General features: G+C 69.6%; 16 protein-coding genes. 9 read left to right on the forward strand and 7 right to left on the reverse strand.

Annotated features, from left to right (window positions below):
• Nucleotides 1-5: 5 nt before the first annotated feature.
• Together IU476_RS19510 and IU476_RS19515 are read right to left on the reverse strand one after the other, a co-directional pair.
• Nucleotides 6-719, reverse strand: a complete 714-nt coding sequence (locus IU476_RS19510; RefSeq protein WP_324194141.1) for a response regulator — start codon at nt 717-719, stop codon at nt 6-8.
• Entirely contained in the window at nt 716-2,089 is a 1,374-nt protein-coding gene (locus IU476_RS19515) for a sensor histidine kinase (protein ID WP_195102122.1), read from the reverse strand. The genes IU476_RS19510 and IU476_RS19515 overlap by 4 nt, the downstream gene beginning before the upstream one ends.
• Before the next feature lie 183 nt (nt 2,090-2,272).
• On the opposite strand from IU476_RS19515, the gene IU476_RS19520 reads away from it, so the two are divergent.
• The 4 genes from IU476_RS19520 (at nt 2,273) to gatB (ending at nt 7,501) form a co-directional block, all read left to right on the forward strand.
• Complete coding sequence (locus tag IU476_RS19520; RefSeq protein ID WP_195102123.1) at nt 2,273-2,593, forward strand: hypothetical protein; 321 nt, start codon at nt 2,273-2,275, stop codon at nt 2,591-2,593.
• A 72-nt stretch (nt 2,594-2,665) separates the two neighbouring features.
• Nucleotides 2,666-3,388, forward strand: coding sequence for an ABC transporter ATP-binding protein (locus IU476_RS19525; protein ID WP_195102124.1), 723 nt, complete (start codon nt 2,666-2,668; stop codon nt 3,386-3,388).
• Complete coding sequence (locus tag IU476_RS19530) at nt 3,385-5,877, forward strand: FtsX-like permease family protein (protein WP_195102125.1); 2,493 nt, start codon at nt 3,385-3,387, stop codon at nt 5,875-5,877. Before IU476_RS19525 ends, IU476_RS19530 begins: the two co-directional genes overlap by 4 nt.
• Nucleotides 5,878-5,989: 112 nt before the next feature.
• Nucleotides 5,990-7,501, forward strand: a complete 1,512-nt coding sequence (gene gatB, locus IU476_RS19535) for an Asp-tRNA(Asn)/Glu-tRNA(Gln) amidotransferase subunit GatB (protein WP_195102126.1) — start codon at nt 5,990-5,992, stop codon at nt 7,499-7,501.
• 265 nt (nt 7,502-7,766) lie between these two features.
• Here the strand turns inward: gatB and IU476_RS19540 are convergent, their stop codons facing one another.
• Nucleotides 7,767-8,891, reverse strand: coding sequence for a PQQ-dependent sugar dehydrogenase (locus IU476_RS19540; RefSeq protein WP_195102128.1), 1,125 nt, complete (start codon nt 8,889-8,891; stop codon nt 7,767-7,769).
• A 124-nt stretch (nt 8,892-9,015) separates the two neighbouring features.
• Between IU476_RS19540 and IU476_RS19545 the strand changes: the two genes are divergently transcribed.
• Nucleotides 9,016-9,882, forward strand: coding sequence for a DoxX family protein (locus IU476_RS19545; protein ID WP_324194142.1), 867 nt, complete (start codon nt 9,016-9,018; stop codon nt 9,880-9,882).
• Between the two features lie 66 nt (nt 9,883-9,948).
• Here the strand turns inward: IU476_RS19545 and ilvD are convergent, their stop codons facing one another.
• Together ilvD and IU476_RS19555 are read right to left on the reverse strand one after the other, a co-directional pair.
• Nucleotides 9,949-11,790: a dihydroxy-acid dehydratase gene (gene ilvD, locus IU476_RS19550; RefSeq protein WP_195102130.1), complete on the reverse strand. Its 1,842-nt coding sequence runs from the start codon at nt 11,788-11,790 to the stop codon at nt 9,949-9,951.
• A gap of 383 nt (nt 11,791-12,173) precedes the next feature.
• Nucleotides 12,174-12,608, reverse strand: coding sequence for a PH domain-containing protein (locus IU476_RS19555; protein ID WP_195102131.1), 435 nt, complete (start codon nt 12,606-12,608; stop codon nt 12,174-12,176).
• Nucleotides 12,609-12,967: 359 nt separating this feature from the next.
• Here IU476_RS19555 and IU476_RS19560 point away from each other — a divergent pair, with 359 nt between their 5' ends.
• From IU476_RS19560 to ilvC, 3 genes are all read left to right on the forward strand, one after another.
• Nucleotides 12,968-14,917, forward strand: coding sequence for an acetolactate synthase large subunit (locus IU476_RS19560; protein ID WP_195102132.1), 1,950 nt, complete (start codon nt 12,968-12,970; stop codon nt 14,915-14,917).
• Nucleotides 14,914-15,417 (forward strand): acetolactate synthase small subunit, encoded by a 504-nt coding sequence (ilvN, locus tag IU476_RS19565; RefSeq protein ID WP_195102139.1) that lies wholly within the window; start codon nt 14,914-14,916, stop codon nt 15,415-15,417. The genes IU476_RS19560 and ilvN overlap by 4 nt, the downstream gene beginning before the upstream one ends.
• Before the next feature lie 124 nt (nt 15,418-15,541).
• Nucleotides 15,542-16,543 (forward strand): ketol-acid reductoisomerase, encoded by a 1,002-nt coding sequence (ilvC, locus tag IU476_RS19570; RefSeq protein WP_195102660.1) that lies wholly within the window; start codon nt 15,542-15,544, stop codon nt 16,541-16,543.
• 57 nt (nt 16,544-16,600) lie between these two features.
• Here the strand turns inward: ilvC and IU476_RS19575 are convergent, their stop codons facing one another.
• Nucleotides 16,601-17,137, reverse strand: a complete 537-nt coding sequence (locus tag IU476_RS19575) for an SMI1/KNR4 family protein (protein WP_324194143.1) — start codon at nt 17,135-17,137, stop codon at nt 16,601-16,603.
• A 214-nt stretch (nt 17,138-17,351) separates the two neighbouring features.
• On the opposite strand from IU476_RS19575, the gene IU476_RS19580 reads away from it, so the two are divergent.
• Complete coding sequence (locus IU476_RS19580) at nt 17,352-18,392, forward strand: acyl-CoA thioesterase (RefSeq protein ID WP_195102141.1); 1,041 nt, start codon at nt 17,352-17,354, stop codon at nt 18,390-18,392.
• A gap of 163 nt (nt 18,393-18,555) precedes the next feature.
• Here IU476_RS19580 and IU476_RS19585 read toward each other — a convergent pair whose 3' ends face one another.
• Nucleotides 18,556-19,197 carry a TetR/AcrR family transcriptional regulator gene (locus IU476_RS19585; protein WP_195102143.1) on the reverse strand — a complete coding sequence of 214 codons (642 nt, stop codon included), beginning with the start codon at nt 19,195-19,197 and terminating at the stop codon, nt 18,556-18,558.
• Between the last annotated feature and the right edge of the window lie 76 nt (nt 19,198-19,273).

Consider the following 19,273-nt stretch of genomic DNA (forward strand, 5'->3'; position numbering starts at 1 on the left):
GCCCCTCAGACTGCCGATTCTCCGGGTGCGACCACGCCGTGGTCAAACGCGTACACGATCGCCGCCGCCCGATCCCTTAACCCGAGCTTCCCGAAAATATGTCCTACGTGGCTCTTTACGGTCACCTCCGAGATACCGAGCTCTTCCGCGATTTCGGAGTTGACACGCCCGCGGCCGATCAGCCGCAGCACCTCGAATTCGCGGGCGGTCAGCTCGTCGAGCCGGTTGTGCGTCTTCGACGGTGCGGGGCGCACCGACCGGTAGGCCGAGAGCACGCGGCCGGTGACCGACGGATCCAGCCACGAACCGCCCGCGGCGACCGTGCGGACCGCGCGGATGAGGTCCTCGGCGGGCGAGTCCTTGAGCAGGAACCCTGCCGCGCCCGCGCGCAGCGCGCCCGACAGCAGCTGGTCGTCGTCGAAGGTGGTGAGTATCAGGACCGGCGGGGCGTCGCCGTGGGCGCGCAGCAGGCGGGTGGCGTCGATGCCGCCGACCCGTTTCATCCGCAGATCCATCAGAACCACGTCGGGGCGCTGCGCGGCGACGGCCGCCGGCACCTCGTCGCCGTCGGAGCATTCCGCGACCAGGAAACCGTCGCGGCGGCGCAGGATGCGGCGCAGTCCGCCGCGCACCAGTTCCTGGTCGTCGACCACGAGGACGGTGATGGTGCCGGCCTCCGCTCCCACGGGGGCGCTCGCGGTGTCCGGTCCCGAAGTCACGTACCCTCCTGCATTTTCCGTGTCATCGAGGCGAAGGCGTCGCGCACCAACCGCAGCGGATCCTCCACGGCGCCGGCCGCGCAACCGCCTGCGGATTTCTCGCCGCCCAGTGGAATGCGTGCTCGCACTTGCCATCCGCTCTCGCCGGGGCCGGCGGTGAGGCTGCCGCCCAGCAGCGTGGCCCGCTGGCGCATGCCGGAGATGCCCATGCCGCGCCCCCGATGCACCGTCCAGCCGGGCGTCGTGTTGGTCACCAGCGCGGACACCTCCGATGCGGTGATCTCGATGCGCAGCACGACCTCGGCGCCGGGGGCGTGCTTGGCGACGTTGGCCAGCGACTCCTGGCTGATCCGGTAGAGCGCCAGACCCGTGGCCGCGGACACCGAGCCGGTGTCGCCGACGAGGGTGTAGTCGACCGGGAGGCCGGCGCGGACGAAATCCGCTACCAGGCCGTCCATATCGTCCAGGCCGGGTTCGGGCGCCCAGCTCGACGGCCGCTGGTCGAGCAGGCCCACCGTGCGACGGATGTCCGACATGGCCTGCCGGCCGAGCCGTTCGGCGTCGGTGAGCGCGTCGACCGCCTCGTCCACATCGCGGTCGGTCTGCAGGGCGTGGCGCGCGGCGGTCAGGTGCAGCATGGTGACGCTGAGCGAGTGCGCGATCACGTCGTGCACCTCGCGGGCGATGCGGCGGCGCTCCTCGTCGGCGGCGCGGATGGCGCGGTTCTCCTGGTTCTCCCGCTCCTGGTAGAGGAAGCGGCGCTGGAACTGCAGCATCAACCCGACCATCCAGCCCAGCACGACGCCGACCAGATACATCGGCAGCCCGGCCTCCACATTGCCCAGCGCGGCGAACAACAGCAGCTCGAGCAGGGCGGCGACGGTGACGGCGATGCTCACCTTCTTCGGCGCGATCGCGGCCACCTCGCCCACGACCACCGTGAGCACCAAGGTCGAGCAGTCGGGGGAGACCGGCTGGGCCAGGAAGATCGCCGCAGCGGCCATGGCCGACCCGGCCAGCACGATCGGATGCGGCTCCAGATCGAACAGGAAGATGATCGGGTAGCACAGCACCAGGATCAGCACCGCGACGAACGGCAGTGTGGTGGCGAAGTAGTCGTGCCGCAGCGCGGCCGCGGCGATGGCGGTGATGATCATCGCGCCGTCGGCGGTGTAGATCACCGAGGGCGGATAGTCGTAGGACGTGTTCTCGATCTTGCGGCGCACCGAATTGACCGGGTCGTGCAGGAATTCGCGGAGCCGCGCGCCGATCCGGGCGGGCAGCCGGGAACCGGCGACGGTACCGGTCGGCCCGGTCTCGCCCTGCGCGGGGGCGCTTCTGCCCTGCCCCGTGGCGTCGGTCACAGCCATTCTGCAAGGCTAGCCGCCCCGCCGGTGCCGCGGCATCGTGCCGTGAACGCAGGGGTACTCCTACCACGGTAGGAGGCGAAGTCTCGTCCGCGGCACGAAGACGCGGCGGCCCGGCGACCGTAGCGTGAGTGTCACCGTGCCCGGTGGTGAGCGGCGGGCACACGAACGGAGGAGGTGGGTGCGATGACGTGGACCGACCTGCACGCTCGTACCGAAATCCTGCACGAGGTACTCGCCCGCGCGGCCGCGGACCCGGCCACACCCGGCTTGTTCTACGACCTTCCCGAATGCGACAGACTCTTCGGCGGCCCCGCCGGGGTGCTGGCCGCCCTGCAGTACCAGTGGGACAACCACTTGCGCGCAAAGCTGGATCAGGCCCTGCTGGAGGGGAGGTCGGCCGCCGAGGCCTACCTGGAGCTGGCGGCCGAGCAGCCCGTGCTCCGGGCCGTCCTCGATGCCCAGGACGCCCGCCGCTGGCGGGAGTCGCGGGCACTGGCCTCCTGATCCGGCACCCGAAAGCCGCAGCATGCCGGCGCGAGTCGAACCGCGCCGAAGAACGACAGAGAGGCGACCGCTGTGTTGGAACTGACCGACGTCAGTAAGGAATACCTGGTGGGGGAGCAGCGGGTGCGCGCTCTGGACGGCGTGAGCCTGCGCCTCGAACCCGGGGAATTCACCGCGATCATCGGGCCGTCCGGATCCGGCAAAAGCACCCTCCTGCACCTGCTGGGCGCGCTGGACACCCCGAGTTCCGGGTCCATCGAGTTCCGCGGCGAGGAGATCGGCTCGCTCGACGACGACCGCCAGTCCGAATTCCGGCGGCACCGCGTCGGTTTCGTGTTCCAGTTCTTCAACCTGCTCCCGACGCTGTCGGCCTGGGAGAACGTCGCGATCCCGAAACTGCTGGACGGCACCGGATTACGCCGCGCCAAGCCGCGTGCCTTGGAACTGCTGGACCTGGTCGGCCTCCGCGACCGCGCCAACCACCGGCCCGCCGAGCTGTCGGGCGGCCAGATGCAGCGCGTCGCGGTGGCCCGGGCCCTGATCATGGACCCGCCGCTGATCCTGGCCGACGAGCCCACCGGCAACCTGGATTCCAAGACCGGCGCGGCGATCCTCGAGTTGCTCGGCGAGATCACCGGCGGCGGCAACTCGGTCGTCATGGTCACCCACGACATGGGCGCGGTCCAGTACTGCGACCGCGTGATCACGCTGCGCGACGGGAAGATCGGCTCGAACGACAAGGTCGAGCGCGGCCGCGCGAGCATCGCCGAGATCGAGAAGGCGGTGCGCGCGTGATCGGTGCGGGCTGGGACCGGCTGCGGCTGTTCAACATCGGCGAACTGTTCGTGCACCGCGGGCGCACCCTCATGTCGATGTCGGTCATGGCGGTGTCGGCGGCGCTGCTGGTGGCCGTGCTGAGCATCGCCGGATCGGTCACCGGCTCGGTGGACAAACTCACCCACGCCTTGGGCGGCAAGGCGCAACTGGAGATCTCCGGCATCACCGAATCCGGCTTCGACCAGCAACTGCTGCCGGAGCTGCGGGCGGTGCCGGGCGTCGAGGCGGCGGTCCCGATGCTGCGCACCCGGGTCGGCAGCCACGGCGACCGGACGTTGCTGGTCGGTGCCGACGCCAGCGTGGCGGCACTGGGCAGCGATCTGGACGGTCCGCTGCGCGACCAGGCCACGAAGCTGCTGTCGGTGCCCAACGGCGTGCTCGTCGGCGCGGTGCTCGGCCACGGCGAGGGCGAGCAGTTCCAGCTCGGGTCCGCCACGGTCACGGTCGCGGGAGTGCTAGACGAGGCCGCGTCGAAGGATCTCAACGACGGGCACATCGTCGTCGCCACCCTGCCGGTGGCGCAGAAGCTGGTGAATCGCACCGGCATGCTGGATTCCGTCCAGATCGTCCCGAAGCCGGATGCCGATGTCGGCCAACTGCGTTCCCGGCTGACCGACCTGGTCGCCGGTCGCGCGGTGGTGGCCGACCCGAGCCTGCGGACCGCGCAGGCCGGCGGCGCCATCCAGCTGGTGCGGTATTCCACCACGATGGCCTCGGCCGCGGCGCTGATCGTGTCGGGATTCCTGATCTACAACGCGATGAGTATGGCCGTGGCGCAACGCCGCCCGGTGCTCTCGCTGCTGCGCGCCATCGGCGGCCGGCGCGGGCCCATGGTGCGCGACCTGATCGCCGAGGCCGCCCTGCTGGGCGTGGTGGGCGGCGCCATCGGCGCGGTGATCGGCATGTTCGCCGGGCGCACCGCGATCGACAAGATCCCGTCGGCGATGGTGGCGGCGGTGGAGTCGCGCACGCAATACATGGTGCCCTGGTACGCGATTCCGGTCGCGATCGTGGCCTGCGTGCTCGCCAGCGTGGCGGCCGCCTCGATCGCCGCCCGGCAGATCTACAAGGTGGAGCCGATCGAGGCGCTGGTCCCCGTCGGAGTGTCGAAGTCCGACATGGTGCCGCCGCTGTTGCGGTGGTTCTCCGGATTCACCGGCATCGCGATGCTCGTGGCGGCGGTCTTCGTCGCCGAGTCGAAGCTGGGCCGGCTGTCGCTGGCCTCGATCTCGCTCTCGATCGCGGGAGCGGTGGGGCTGTGCTTCGCCGCGGCCGGGCCGATCATCCGGATGACGGCCGCGATCGCGCGCTGGTTCGGCGCACCGGGCGCCCTGGGCGCGACAACCCTGGAACGCTCCCCGCGCCGAGTGTGGGCCACCACCATGACCGTGATGATCGGCATCACCGCCACGGTCGCCATGGGCGGTGCGTCCCGGAACCTGGTCGATTCGGCGGCCGCGTCCTTCCAGGACCTGGCCGACCGCGACGCCTACGTCAGCCCGTCCGCGCTGGCCGAATTCCCCACCGGCCCACTGCTTCCCACCGATCTGAAGGAGCGGATCCGCGCCGTGCCGGGGGTCGAGGGCGTCGGTGCGGCCCAGATGGCCTTCGCCACCCTCGGCCGTGATCGGGTGATGTTGCAGGCCTACGAGAACGGCGTGCGCGCCAGCCTGATCGGCGAACTCGACGAGGGCGTGCGCAAGCAGATGGCCACGGGCGCGGGCGTGGTGCTGTCCCGAGACGTCGCCAAATCGCTGGGCGTGCAGGAGGGTTCGACGCTCGACATGCCGACGCCGACCGGCATCCACAACGTCCGGGTGCTACAGGTGATCCCGTATTTCTCGGCCGTCTCCGGCATCGTGCTGCTCGACATCGACATCCTGCGTCAGTGGTACGAGCGGCCGGGCGAGACCATCCTAGGCGTCGACTTCGCCCCGGGCACAGACAAAGCGGGGATGATGGCCGCGCTGCGCAGCGTCGCCGGCCCCGACTTGGCCGTCGACACCGGCGACGAGGCGGTGGCCGCGGTCTCCCAGGGAGTCCGGCAGGGCACGTCGCTGTCGGCGTCGATCCTCTGGATCGTGGTCCTGGTCTCCACCGCCGCGCTGCTCAACACGCTGATGCTGTCGGTCCTGGAGCGCCGCCGTGAACTAGGGGTGCTGCGCGCCATGGGCACCAGCCGCCGCTTCCTGCTCCGCACTGTCATGACCGAGGCCGTCGGGATCGGATTGACCGGGGCGGCAATCGGTCTGGTCACCGGCGCGGGCGTGCAGTACCTCGCCACCCTCGCCATGGGCCAGGCCATGACCATCGACGTCGTGTACCGGCCGAGCCCGATCCTGCTGGTGTACGGCGCCGCCGCACTGATCCTGGCGCTGCTCGGTTCCATTCCACCCGCGTTCCGAGCAGCCCGCATGCCGATCGTCGAGGCCATCGCCGTCGACTGATCGGCCGAGGAGGGGAACCCTCACCCGGCTCGGGCGGGTGAGGGTCTCCGGGGCCGGTCGGGAGGGTCGGGTGGGCGCTGAGCGGCGCGCGACTTTCCTTAGACTGAGGGACATGACTGCACCCACGGTGGACTTGATGGACTATGCCGACGTCGTCGACCGGTACGAGCCGGTGCTGGGCATGGAGGTCCACGTCGAACTGGGCACCGAGACGAAGATGTTCTGCGGGTGCCCGACGGCGTTCGGCGCCGAGCCGAACACCCAGGTGTGCCCGGTGTGCCTGGGCCTGCCGGGCTCGCTGCCGGTGGTGAACCAGAAGGCCGTCGAGTCGGCCATTCGCATCGGCCTGGCGCTCAACTGCTCGATCACCCCGTGGGGCCGGTTCGCCCGCAAGAACTACTTCTACCCCGACCAGCCGAAGAACTACCAGATCAGCCAGTACGACGAGCCGATCGCCACCGACGGCCACCTCGAGGTCCCGCTGGACGACGGCACCACCTTCCGGGTCGAGATCGAGCGCGCCCACATGGAGGAGGACACCGGCAAGTCGGTGCACGTGGGCGGCGCCACCGGCCGCATCCACGGAGCCAGCCACTCGCTGCTGGACTACAACCGCGCCGGCGTGCCGCTGATCGAGATCGTCACCAAGCCGATCACCGGCGCCGGCGACCGCGCGCCCGAGGTGGCGCGCGCCTACGTGACCGCGCTGCGCGATCTGCTGAAGTCGCTCGCCGTGTCCGACGTGAAGATGGAGCAGGGCTCGCTGCGCTGCGACGCCAACGTGTCGCTGATGCCCAAGGGCGCCACCGTCTTCGGCACCCGCACCGAGACCAAGAACGTCAACTCGCTGCGCAGCGTGGAGGTGGCGGTGCGCTACGAGATGCGCCGCCAGGCCGCGGTGCTCGCCTCCGGCGGCACCGTGATCCAGGAGACTCGCCACTTCCACGAGACCGACGGCACCACCTCGCCCGGCCGCGTCAAGGAGACCGCGGAGGACTACCGCTACTTCCCGGAGCCGGACCTCGAGCCCGTCGCGCCCGACGCCGCCTGGGTCGACGAGCTGCGCGGCACCATCCCGGAGTACCCGTGGCTGCGTCGCGCCCGCATCCAGGCCGACTGGGGCCTGTCCGACGAGGTGTTCCGCGACCTGATCAACGCCGGTGCGCTCGACCTGATCATCGCCACCGTCGACGCGGGCGCCTCGGTCGACGCCGCCCGCGCCTGGTGGGTCAACACGCTGACCGAGCGCGCCAAGGACCGCGAGGTCACCCTGGAGGAACTGCCGATCACGCCGAAGCAGGTCGCCGAGGTGGTCGCGCTGGTGGACGCCAAGACCATCAACAGCAAGGTCGCCAAGCAGGTCGTGGACTTCGTGCTCGCCGGCGAGGGCGACCCGGCCCAGATCGTCGAGGCCAAGGGCCTGGGCATGGTCTCCGACGATTCGGCCCTGCAGACGGAGGTCGACAAGGCACTGGCCGCCAACCCCGACATCGCCGACAAGATCCGCTCCGGCAAGGTGCAGGCCGCCGGCAAGATCGTCGGCGACGTCATGAAGGCCACCCGCGGCCAGGCCGACGCCGCCCGCGTCCGCGAACTCGTCCTCGCCGCCTGCGGCGCCGCCTGACCCCGCCCCCACACCGAAAACCCCTGGCCGCGTTCATCTCTCGATGAAACGCGGCCAGGCTGGGGCCCGGCTGATCGGCCCGGATGCAGGTCCTCGCGATGTCCAGAGCACCACGAGCGCCGAACTCGCTGCGGCACTTCGGTAACCACCGCTGCCCGAGCATGCCGGAGTGGCGAAGGCGGCCCGCCGAAGCCGGATCGACATAGACGGACCGGCGTACCGCTGCGAGACCCGGACCGGCGTACCGCTACGAGACCCGGCCCGCCTAGTCCGGCGTACCCCCGCCCCCACCCGCGGGCGAGATGACGACCACGCGGTCGTCGGTCGGGGTGGGCTGGCCGCCGACCTTGTTGGCCGTGCTGGCCCAGATCAGGCCGTTCGGGCCGGGGGCGGCGTCGTTGAGGCGGCCCCACTTGTCCTGGTACATCAGGGCGGGGGCCGAGGTGATGGCGTGTGAGTCCTTCTCCACCTTGGCCATTGCCAGGCCCTTCGCGTCGGACATGGCGACGGCCACGTAGTCGTCGCCCGCGACGCAGCCGGCCGCGCCCGGGTGGTCCGGCCAGTTCCATGCCGTGGTGACCGTGCCGTTCGGGTCCAGCCGCTGGAGCCGGTCGGCGACGGGGGTGCGGTCGGTGAACCAGATGTTGCCCTCGGCATCCGGGCAGACGCCGCCGGCGGTGCCGACCCCGGAGGCCAGCACTTCCGGCGAATTGCCGCCGGAGGTCGGATTGGTGACGCGCAGCAGCTTCCCGGCCAGCGAACCCGGATCGGCCGCCGCGCCGGGATTGCCCGCATCGCCGGTCAGCACCAGCATCTTGTCCAGCGAGACGAATTCGACCGAGCCTCGATTCCCGCTGTCGCTCTTGGGAATTCCGGTGACGATCGGCTTGGCCGACCCGTCGGACCCGATGCGCACCACGCGATTGTCGCTGCCGGTGGTGATGTAGGCGTAGATCAGCCGATCCTGGCTGTAGGTGGGCGACAGGGTGATGTCGAGCAGCCCACCGTCGCCGGACGCGTCCACGTCGACCTGCGCGATCTGCTTCATGTAGTACGGCCACGGCCCGGGATCCTGCGTGTCGATCAGGAAGATCTTCCCGGTGGCGCGCTCGGCGACGATCCCGGTGGTGCCGTCGGGCATCGCGAGGACGCCGGTGGATTCGTTCACGCAGCTGGCGACGACGGTCGGGTCGGGATCCTCGCACGGCCCGGGCGGGCGCTTCTTGGTGCTCGGCGCTTGCGGAGTGGTCGGCCCGACGCCCTCGGGCCGAATGGTCGGCGCGGGGGTGAACGGATCGGACGCGGATTCGTCGAAGCGCGCACAGCCGGCCAGCAGGCCCGCGGTGACGGCCAGGCTCAACGCGACACGGCCGGCGACAACCACACTCATGGCTCAGACGTTACGGAAATACCCCGACCCGCGCTCGCACGGGGTTGCCGCGCCGACGCCGCCGCCACGGGACACGCCGAGATCGGACAGCGCGCAGACCGTCCGCCCGTCATACTCTGTGCCCGTGACCGAGAAGCCGAATCAGACACCGGAGTCGAACGAGCCGACGGAGCAGCCGGCGCACGAGACGTCCGGTCACGCGGCCACCAGCCCCTTCGACAATCCGACCGGCGAATTCCCGCCGGTCCGGCCGCCGACGGGCAAGCAGGTGCCGCACACCGACGACGAACTCGGTCTCGATCCCGAGGTCCCGCCCGCGGGCGCCGCGGGCTCTGCGGGCGCGGCGAGCGCCGCGGGTACTGCCGGTGCCGTCGGTCCCGAGGACGCGGACGCACCGACCTACGCGTTCGCCACGATTCCGCCCGCCCCGGCCGCGACGGCCGAGAACGGCCGCCCGCGCCGCCGCGATTCTCGCCGCGGCACACAGGATCTGGGCCTGCTCGGACTGCGCCTGGTGATCGGCTTGACCTTCCTCTACCACGGCCTGCAGAAGCTGGCGGGTTGGTTCCACGGCCCCGGCCTGGACGGCACCAAGCAGATGCTGGAGCAGGGCGGCTGGAAGCACGTCGAACTGTCCACCGCGATGCTCACCATCTCCGAGGTCGGCGGCGGCGCGCTGGTGGTGCTCGGCCTGGCCACGCCACTGGCGGCGGGCGCGCTGTTCGCCTCGATCGCCGACGCGTGGCTGTGGAAGCAGGGCATGGCGCCCGGATTCCAGTACAAGACAACCGAGTTGGAGGCGATCCTCGCCGGCCTGGCCGCCGTGCTGATCCTCACCGGCCCCGGCCGCCTGTCCTTCGACCGCAACCGCGGCTGGGCCTCCCGCCCCGCCTGGGGCTCCTTCGTGGTCCTCCTCCTCGCCCTCGCCGCAGCCATCGGCGGCTGGCTGGTCCTCCACGGCGGCAACCCCTTCGTCGGCACCATCGACTGACCCGTCACAGAGATAACGAAAGCCGGGACCCCGCAAGGGATCCCGGCTTTCGCGTAGCGGTGGCGCCTACGGCACCCGGCGGACCGCGCCCTTGTCGGCGGAGGTCGCCAGGGCCGCGTAGGCCCGCAGCGCGGTGGTGACGGTCCGGTCGCGGTGGGCCGGCTGCCAGGGGCGTTCGGAGGCATCCATTTTCGCCCGGCGCTCGGCGAGAACCTCGTCGGGGACCAGCAATTCGAGTGCGCGGGTGTGCACGTCGATGCGGATGCGGTCACCGTTCTCGATCAGGCCGATGGCGCCGCCGCTGGCCGCCTCGGGGGAGATGTGGCCGATCGACAGGCCCGAGGTGCCGCCGGAGAAGCGGCCGTCGGTGATCAGCGCGCACTGCTTGCCCAGCCCCAGACCCTTGAGGAACGAGGTGGGGTGCAGCATCTCCTGCATGCCCGGCCCGCCGGACGGGCCCTCGTAGCGCACCACGACCACGTCGCCCGGCTTGATCTGCTTGCCGAGGATGGCCGACACCGCCTCCTCCTGGGACTCGACCACCACGGCCGGTCCCTCGAAGGTGAACAGGTCCTCATCGATACCGGCGGTCTTGAGGATCGCGCCGTCGGGAGCGATGTTGCCCTTCAGCACGCACAGCCCGCCCTCGACGGTGTAGGCGTGCTCGAGATCGCGGATGCACCCGCCGGCCGCGTCGGTGTCGAGCGAGGACCACCGGTTGTCCGTGGAGAACGGCTCGGTGGTGCGCACCCCGCCCGGCGCGGCGTGGAACAGTTCGATGGCCTCCTCGGAAGCCTTGCCGGAGCGGATGTCCCAGGTGTCGAGCCACTCTTCCATCGTCGCCGTGTGCACGGTGCTGACGTCGGTCTCCAGCAGGCCCGCGCGGCGCAGCTCGCCCAGGATGGCGGGGATGCCGCCGGCGCGGTGCACGTCCTCCATGTGGTAGTCGGAGTTCGGCGCGACCTTCGACAGGCACGGCACACGGCGACTGATCTCGTCGATGGTGTCGAGGTCGAAGTCGATCTCGCCCTCCTGCGCGGCGGCGAGGATGTGCAGCACCGTGTTGGTGGAGCCGCCCATCGCCACGTCCAGGGCCATCGCGTTGCGGAAGGCCTTGGCGTTGGCGACGTTTCGCGGCAGCACCGACTCGTCGTCGTCGCGGTAGTACCGGGTCGCGATGTCGACGATGGTGGTGCCCGCCCGCTCGAACAGCGCCCGGCGCGCGGCGTGCGTGGCGAGGGTGGAGCCGTTGCCCGGCAGCGCCAGGCCCAGCGCCTCGGTGAGGCAGTTCATCGAGTTGGCGGTGAACATGCCCGAACACGAACCACAGGTCGGGCACGCGCTGCGCTCGACCTCGGTCAGGCCTTCGTCGGTCACGTTGGTCGACGCGCTGGCGGAGATGGCGGTGATCAGGTCGGTCGGCGCCTGCGCGACACCGCCGACCACCACGGCCTTACCGGCCTCCATCGGCCCGCCGGAGACGAACACGGCCGGGATGTTGAGCCGCATCGCGGCGTTCAGCATGCCCGGGGTGATCTTGTCGCAGTTGGAGATGCACACCAGCGCGTCGGCGGTGTGGGCGTTGGCCATGTACTCGACCGAGTCGGAGATGATCTCGCGACTGGGCAGCGAGTAGAGCATGCCGCCGTGCCCCATCGCGATGCCGTCGTCCACGGCGATGGTGTGGAACTCGCGCGGCACCCCGCCCGCGGCCCGTACCGCGTCCGCCACGATCTCGCCGACGTCCTTGAGGTGGACGTGGCCCGGCACGAACTGCGTGTAGGAGTTCGCGATGGCGACGATCGGCTTGCCGAAGTCGGAGTCGGTGAGGCCGGTGGCCCGCCAGAGCGCGCGAGCGCCCGCGGCGTTGCGTCCGGCGGTGGTGGTGCGTGAGCGAAGCGGTGGCATGGGTATGGGTCCTAGGTCGTCGGGTATGAGCCGTCCGGTATGGGCCGTCGGGCCGTCGGCACCGCCGTCGTCGGGGGAGGGCGGTCCTCGCTGTCGGCGAGGTCGGGCCTCTCGTGGTCCCCGAGTCGGCGCTCGTCGTTCCGGTGATGCCGGAACCGGGTCGCCCGGGCTGGTCGGCGACTGTGCCGAGAATCTCGGCGGCTATTCCACGGTACTCCCGCGCGGTACGAACAGATGCGCCGGTAGGCGGCCCGCCAGCGGGAAGGCATCGGCCTCGCGCGGGCGGTATCCGGGTGAGCACGGCACGCGCGAGTCGAGAAAGCGGTATGGGGTGCAGCGCGGCGCCCGCCGTTCTTGTTCCCGGCGCGACGCTGTGTCGTTGCCTACTTCGGCTCGTCGTCCGTTTCCGGAGCGTCCGCGGCGGGCTCGGTATCCGAGTCGTCTTCCGCGGGTTCCGGCTGGGCGAACGGATCCGGGATGCGTCCATTGGACGCCTCGACCAGCAGCCGCAGGCGGTCGTAGCTCACCGCGGGCAGCGCGACCTCGGAGTCGTCGGTCAGATGCGCGCGCACGAAGCCGCGCTTGGGAATTCGCAGTCCCTTGATCTGCGACCAGTCCAGGTGCCGCGACCCGAATACGGTCCGCAGATCCAGCCCGCCCTCCGACACCGTGGTCCGCGAGCGTTCGATCCACAGCGACACCGCGGCCGGAATCAGGAACAGCACCCACAGCACCGCGGGCCACCCGAAGAACGGGAACGCCACGCAGAACAGCAGGATGAGCACCCCGACATGACCGAGCCGGGGGATTCTGATCACCCGACCCGTATCCCCTCCGCTCTCGGCGGTATGCGACGATCGAGCAGGTGGCACGGACTGATGCGGCGACGACACACCCCCATCCTCGCATCACGGTAGACAGACAGACGAAACCGCCCCGTCTCACATAATGGGACACCACATGTCAAGCAATTTGACTCATCGGCTCTCGCACGCATACCGTCGTGCGCGTGAATCGAATCGAGCTTCTCGTAATCGGCCGGCGCGTCCAGCGCTGAGCCTGACAACGTCAAGCTCGCAGCTGCGACGCGCCACCCTCGATCAGCCTCGGCTGTCGGGGGCTTTTTTATGTTCAGGCAAGTTCTGTGACCAGAACGACAAGCAGTAAGGAAAAGACGGTGAGCGCACCTACCGCACGGCCCGGGCCCTCGGCTCGCAGGCCCGCGCCTTCGGCCACCCAGCCGACACCGGCGGCATCCGGAACCCGCCGCCAGGTCCCGCCCGAGAAGGTGACCGGCGCGCAGTCGGTCGTCCGCTCCCTCGAGGAGCTCGGCGTCGACACGATCTTCGGCATTCCGGGCGGTGCGGTACTCCCGGTCTACGATCCGCTGTTCGATTCCACCAAGGTGCGTCACGTTCTCGTCCGGCACGAGCAGGGCGCGGGTCACGCCGCGACCGGCTACGCGCAGGCCACCGGCAAGGTCGGTGTGTGCATGGCCACGTCCGGTCCCGGCGCCACCAACCTGGTCACCCCGATCGCCGACGCGCAGATGGACTCGGTGCCGCTGGTCGCCATCACCGGTCAGGTCGCGCGCTCGCTCATCGGCACCGACGGTTTCCAGGAGGCCGACATCTCCGGCATCACCATGCCGGTGACCAAGCACAACTTCCTGGTCAACGACGCGATCGACATCCCGCGCACCATCGCCGAGGCCTTCCACCTGGCCTCCACCGGCCGCCCGGGCGCGGTGCTGGTCGACATCCCGAAGGACGTGCTGCAGGCGCAGACCACCTTCAGCTGGCCGCCGGAGATGCGGCTGCCCGGCTACCGCCCGGTCACCAAGCCGCACGGCAAGCAGGTCCGCGAAGCCGCCCGCATGATCCTCGAGGCGAAGTCCCCGGTGCTCTACGTCGGCGGCGGCGTGATCAAGGCCGACGCCTCGAAGGAACTGCTGGAACTGGCGGAGCTGACCGGCATCCCGGTGGTCACCACCCTGATGGCGCGCGGCGCGTTCCCCGACAGCCACCAGCTGAACATGGGCATGCCCGGCATGCACGGCACCGTGGGAGCCGTTGCGGCACTGCAGAGGTCGGACCTGCTGATCACCCTCGGCGCGCGCTTCGACGACCGCGTCACCGGCCGCCTGGACTCGTTCGCCCCGAACGCCAAGGTGATCCACGCCGACATCGACCCCGCCGAGATCGGCAAGAACCGGCACGCCGACGTCCCGATCGTGGGCGACTGCCGCGAGGTGATCGGCGAGCTGATCGAGACCCTGAAGGCCGATCCCGCCGCCAAAGGCGCTCCGCTGCTGAACCTTTCGGAGTGGTGGGCCTACCTCGACGGCGTCCGCGAGCAGTACCCGCTGGGCTGGACCCCGCCGAGCGACGGCTCGCTGTCGCCGGAGTTCGTCATCGAGAAGCTGGGCGAGCTGGCCGGTCCCGACGCCGTCTACGTGGCGGGCGTGGGCCAGCACCAGATGTGGGCCGCGCAGTTCATCAAGTACGAGAAGCCGCGCACCTGGCTGAATTCCGGTGGCCTGGGCACCATGGGCTACGCCGTTCCGGCGGCCATGGGCGCCAAGATGGGCGCGCCGGACAAGGAGGTCTGGGCGGTCGACGGCGACGGCTGCTTCCAGATGACCAACCAGGAGCTGGCCACCTGCGCCGTCGAGGGCGTGCCGATCAAGGTCGCGCTGATCAACAACGGCAACCTCGGCATGGTCCGGCAGTGGCAGACCCTGTTCTACGAGCAGCGCTACTCCAACACCGACCTGGGCACCCACACCCTGCGCATCCCCGACTTCGTGAAGCTCGCGGAAGCCTTGGGCTGCCACGGAATTCGCGTGGAGAAGGAAGAGGATGTCGAGGCCGCCATCCGCGAGGCGCAGTCCATCAACGACCGACCCGTGGTGATCGACTTCATCGTCGGCAAGGACGCCCAGGTGTGGCCGATGGTCGCCGCCGGCACCTCCAACGACGAGATCATGGCCGCGCGCGGCATCCGCCCGCTGTTCGACGAGGACGAGACCGTCGCCGAGCCCGCGGTGATCCACGAGGCCATGTCGCACGAGAAGGCCACGCTCGCCGCCCACGAGCGGGCCACCCGGAAGGGGACCGACCAATGAGCACCACCCACACCCTGAGCGTGCTGGTGGAGGACAAGCCGGGCGTGCTGGCCCGCGTGGCCAGCCTGTTCTCCCGCCGCGGGTTCAACATCGAGTCCCTCGCCGTCGGCGGCACCGAGGTCAAGGACGTCTCGCGGATGACCATCGTGGTGACCGTCGAGGACCTGCCGCTCGAACAGGTCACCAAGCAGCTGAACAAGCTGGTCAACGTCATCAAGATCGTGGAGCAGGACGCCGAGAACTCGGTGGCCCGCGAACTCATCCTGGTGAAGGTGCGCGCCGACGCCAGCGTGCGCACCCAGGTGATCGAGGCGGTCGGCCTGTTCCGGGCGAAGGTGATCGACGTGTCGCCCGACGCGCTCACCGTCGAGGCGACCGGCACCCGCTCCAAGCTCGACGCGCTGCTGCGGATGTTGGAGCCGTACGGGATTCGCGAGATCGTGCAGTCGGGCGTGGTGGCCGTGGGACGCGGGCCCAAGTCGATCACCGCGACTCGTTAGAGTTGTCCGGATCGACAGGGCAAATTCTCAGCTCGTGGATCCGACTTGATACTGCGCTCCCGCGCGGGGCGCTGACCGAATGCTTATAGAGATTCCAGAAGGGATATAACCAGTGGCTGTCGAGATGTTCTACGACGACGATGCCGACCTGTCGATCATCCAGGGTCGCAAGGTCGCCGTCATCGGTTACGGCTCCCAGGGCCACGCGCACTCGCTGAGCCTGCGCGACTCGGGTGTCGAGGTGCGCATCGGCCTCAAGGAGGGCTCGAAGTCGCGCGAGAAAGCCGAGGAGGCCGGGCTGACCGTCGGCACGCCCGCCGAGGTGTCGGCGTGGGCCGACGTCATCATGGTGCTCGCCCCCGACACCGCGCAGGCGGCGATCTTCAAGGAGGAGATCGAGCCGAACCTGAAGGACGGCGACGCGCTGTTCTTCGGCCACGGCCTGAACATCCACTTCGGCCTGATCAAGCCGCCGGGCAACGTCACCGTCGGCATGGTCGCCCCGAAGGGCCCGGGCCACCTGGTCCGCCGCCAGTTCATCGACGGCAAGGGCGTTCCCGCCCTGATCGCCATCGACCAGGACCCGAAGGGCGAGGGCCAGGCCCTGGCGCTGTCGTGGGCCAAGGGCATCGGCGGCACCCGCGCCGGCGTCATCAAGACCACTTTCAAGGAAGAGACCGAGACCGACCTGTTCGGTGAGCAGGCCGTGCTCTGCGGCGGCACCGAGGAGCTGGTGAAGACCGGTTTCGAGGTCATGGTCGAGGCCGGCTACGCCCCGGAGATGGCCTACTTCGAGGTGCTGCACGAGCTGAAGCTGATCGTCGACCTCATGTACGAGGGCGGCATCGCCCGCATGAACTACTCGGTCTCCGACACCGCCGAGTTCGGTGGCTACCTGTCGGGCCCGCGCGTCATCGACGCCGACACCAAGGAGCGCATGAAGGCGATCCTGAAGGACATCCAGGACGGCACCTTCGTCAAGCGCCTGGTCGCCAACGTCGAGGGCGGCAACAAGGAGCTGGAGTCGCTGCGCAAGCAGAACGCCGAGCACCCCATCGAGGTCACCGGCGCCAAGCTCCGCGGCCTGATGAGCTGGGTCGACCGGCCGATCACCGAGACCGCCTGAGTCCCAGCGCATTCGGGGCCCCCGCCGGTTCGGCGGGGGCCCTTCGCGTTTCGTAGATTACTGCGCGTGGGCTTGCTGGACCTTGTGTACGGGGAGGGGGAAGTGCTTGTCGGACAGGAGGACCGAGCGGAGGTCGCCGGTGAGGGCGGAGGCCAGGAACTGGGTGCAGGTGTGGGGGACGTGCTCCCAGAGGGGGCCGCGACTTTCGTTGATCAGGACGGTCCAGTCGTCGGGTTGCTGGCCGGGGCGGATAAGCCAGTAGAGCATCTCGCCGTTGTCGGTGGTGGCCCAGGGGACGATCCGGGTGCCGGGTTCCTCCAGTTCGGCGGGCTTGGGCTCGAACTCCCAGAGGTCGTTGAGCTCCTCGGTCTGCCAGTCCTTCCACTCGAACAGGTCGTAACTGCCGACCGGGCAGCCGGGCGCCATGACGTAGAGGTAGTCCTCCCAGTGGCTGCCGCCGTAGGTGTCGACGAACTCCTTGTAGTCGGTCGGTAACCGGAACCCGAGTGTTCGTTCCACGTTGTCCCAGTTGGTATCCGGGGCGGGAGTGGGTGGCGGGACGATTTGGCGGAGCCGGTCCATGGACGAAGTCACCCGGTCGATTCTCCAGCAAACCCGGCGGCCGCTGGGCAAAACGTGACAAGGATTGCTCGCGGTTCGAGCGAGCGCGCCCGAACCGTCCGTTTCGGTTCCGCACCCGCCGCTGCCGGGAAGTCAGTTACTCGCCCGTAATCGCGCCGGATGCCTATGGTGCTCCGCGACAACGGAGTCAGAGCATCGAACCTCTGCCCGAACGGATTGTGACACCTTGCCTTCAGCTCAACTCGCGCCCACCGTCCCCAACCCGGCCTCGGCCGGACGGAGATCCGAGGCGATCCATCGTTTTCTCGTCAAGCCCGCCGACGCCGGCATACTCGGCTCGGTCGACGGTGGCAAACTGCTCGAATGGGTCGATAAGGTCGCCTATGCCGCGGCGGCCCAGTGGAGCGGCCGCTACTGCGTGACGGCCTATGTCGGCAACATCCACCTGGACCGCCCGATCGCCGCGGGCGAGCTGGTCGAACTGCACGCGAAGCTCGTCCACACCGGACGCACCAGCATGCACATCCTCGTCACCGTGTACTCGACCGATCCCACCCGCGTGAAGCCGGTGCAGACGGCGCAGTGCCTGACGATCTTCGTCGCTGTGGACGAGCACAAGCGCACCGTCGAAGTGCCGCAATGGAATCCGACGACCATCCTGGAGCTGGAGCGGCACCGCCAGGCGCGCTCGCGCATCGCGGTCCGCAAGCAGATCGAGGAGGCGATGGCCACACAGCACTACACGGCATCCGGCACCGCGCCCAGCGCCACACTGCGTTTCCTCGCCGCGCCCTCGGACATCAACTGGGGCGGCAAGGTGCACGGCGGCCGCACCATGGGCTGGATCGACGAGGCCGCCTGCGTCTGCGGCGCGGATTGGGCCGCGCAGCACGTCATTACGTCCTACTTCGGCGGAATCCGGTTCTACCGGCCCATTCTCATCGGCCACGTCGTCGAGATCACCGCGCGGCTCATCCACACCGGCCCCCGCAGCATGCACATGAGCGTCCATGTGACAGCCACCGAAACCCATTCCGACGAACCGGAACTCGCCGCTCACGGTCTGGCCGTCGTGGTCGCGGTCGACGAGCACGGCAAGGCGCGCCCGGTGAAGCAGTGGCAGCCGGTGTCGGAGGAGGACCGCCTGCTCGACGCGCATGCCCGGCATCTCATCGAATTGCGGTCGCTGGTAGAGCCTTTCACCCTCGCCACTGCGGTTCCTGCAGACGCCGAACCGAGTCACTTTCGGGTTCCTGCCGCGAAGTAGGATGCGGCGGAGGAATTTCTGCCTCGGGTAGCTGCTCGGCCAGGCCCGCCGTGCGTACTTACCGCTTGCGGCGTGTGTTGGCAGGCGTGACGGCGACGAACCGGTGTCGGCCCGCGGGAGAATGCGGGGCCTTCGACGCCGGTCCGACGCGGGTGGTGCAGCGCTACTCCGAGTCGCGCTGTAAGCCTTGGGGTTTCGTGACGCCGGCGGTCAGCAGTGCTGCGATGACGTCGACGAGATGGGCGCGATCGGTGCGGAACTCGCCCCGCAGCCAGGCGCCGACGAGTTCGAGGGTGCCGCTGACCAGGACGTAGGCCGTGAGGTCGATGTCGCGGGGGTCGGGGGCGGGCGTGATGAGCAGTTCCCGGGCGACCGCCGCCATGGCGTCGGCGATGGCGTGCTGCGTGCTCACCCGCGCTCGCTGCAGCACCTCGGTGCTGTTGGCGAGCAGCAGCGCGTTGCGGCGCGGGTCGGCGGCCAGGAAGTCCAGCGAGGCCGTCGCGGCGGCGCGGATCTGCTCGTCGATGTCCGGGCCGGCGGCGAGCGTCGCGGCGACGACGGCCTGGATGCCCCGCGAGGTGACGTCCTCGGCGAGCGCTTCCAGCAGCGTGTCCCGATCGGCGAAGTGCTCGTAGAAGTAGCGGTCGTTCAGACGCGCGCGGGCGCACACCGCGCGCTTGGTGACCGCGCCCGCGCCGCCCTCGGCCAGCAGATCCAGCGCGGCGTCCAGCAGCGCGGCGCGCCGCCGTCCGCGACGTTCCCGCGCGCCGACGCCGCCATAGGTCCGGTCGGTCTCGTCGCTCATGATCTTGACCATCTCACAGTTCTGGTGCACTCTGACACCAGACATGTTTGGTGCCGCAGTGCACCAGAATAGCCGG

Origin of the sequence: Nocardia blacklockiae, assembly GCF_015477355.1 — a bacterium.
Lineage (GTDB): Bacteria > Actinomycetota > Actinomycetes > Mycobacteriales > Mycobacteriaceae > Nocardia > Nocardia blacklockiae.

Bases quoted from the DNA above. Each gene is read 5' to 3' on its own strand.
- IU476_RS19515 (WP_195102122.1), bottom strand. From the start codon at position 2,089: ATGGCTGTGACCGACGCCACGGGGCAGGGCAGAAGCGCCCCCGCGCAG.
- IU476_RS19520 (WP_195102123.1), top strand. From the start codon at position 2,273: ATGACGTGGACCGACCTGCACGCTCGTACCGAAATCCTGCACGAGGTA.
- gatB (WP_195102126.1), top strand. From the start codon at position 5,990: ATGACTGCACCCACGGTGGACTTGATGGACTATGCCGACGTCGTCGAC.
- IU476_RS19540 (WP_195102128.1), bottom strand. From the start codon at position 8,891: ATGAGTGTGGTTGTCGCCGGCCGTGTCGCGTTGAGCCTGGCCGTCACC.
- ilvD (WP_195102130.1), bottom strand. From the start codon at position 11,790: ATGCCACCGCTTCGCTCACGCACCACCACCGCCGGACGCAACGCCGCG.
- ilvN (WP_195102139.1), top strand. From the start codon at position 14,914: ATGAGCACCACCCACACCCTGAGCGTGCTGGTGGAGGACAAGCCGGGC.
- ilvC (WP_195102660.1), top strand. From the start codon at position 15,542: ATGTTCTACGACGACGATGCCGACCTGTCGATCATCCAGGGTCGCAAG.
- IU476_RS19585 (WP_195102143.1), bottom strand. From the start codon at position 19,197: ATGAGCGACGAGACCGACCGGACCTATGGCGGCGTCGGCGCGCGGGAA.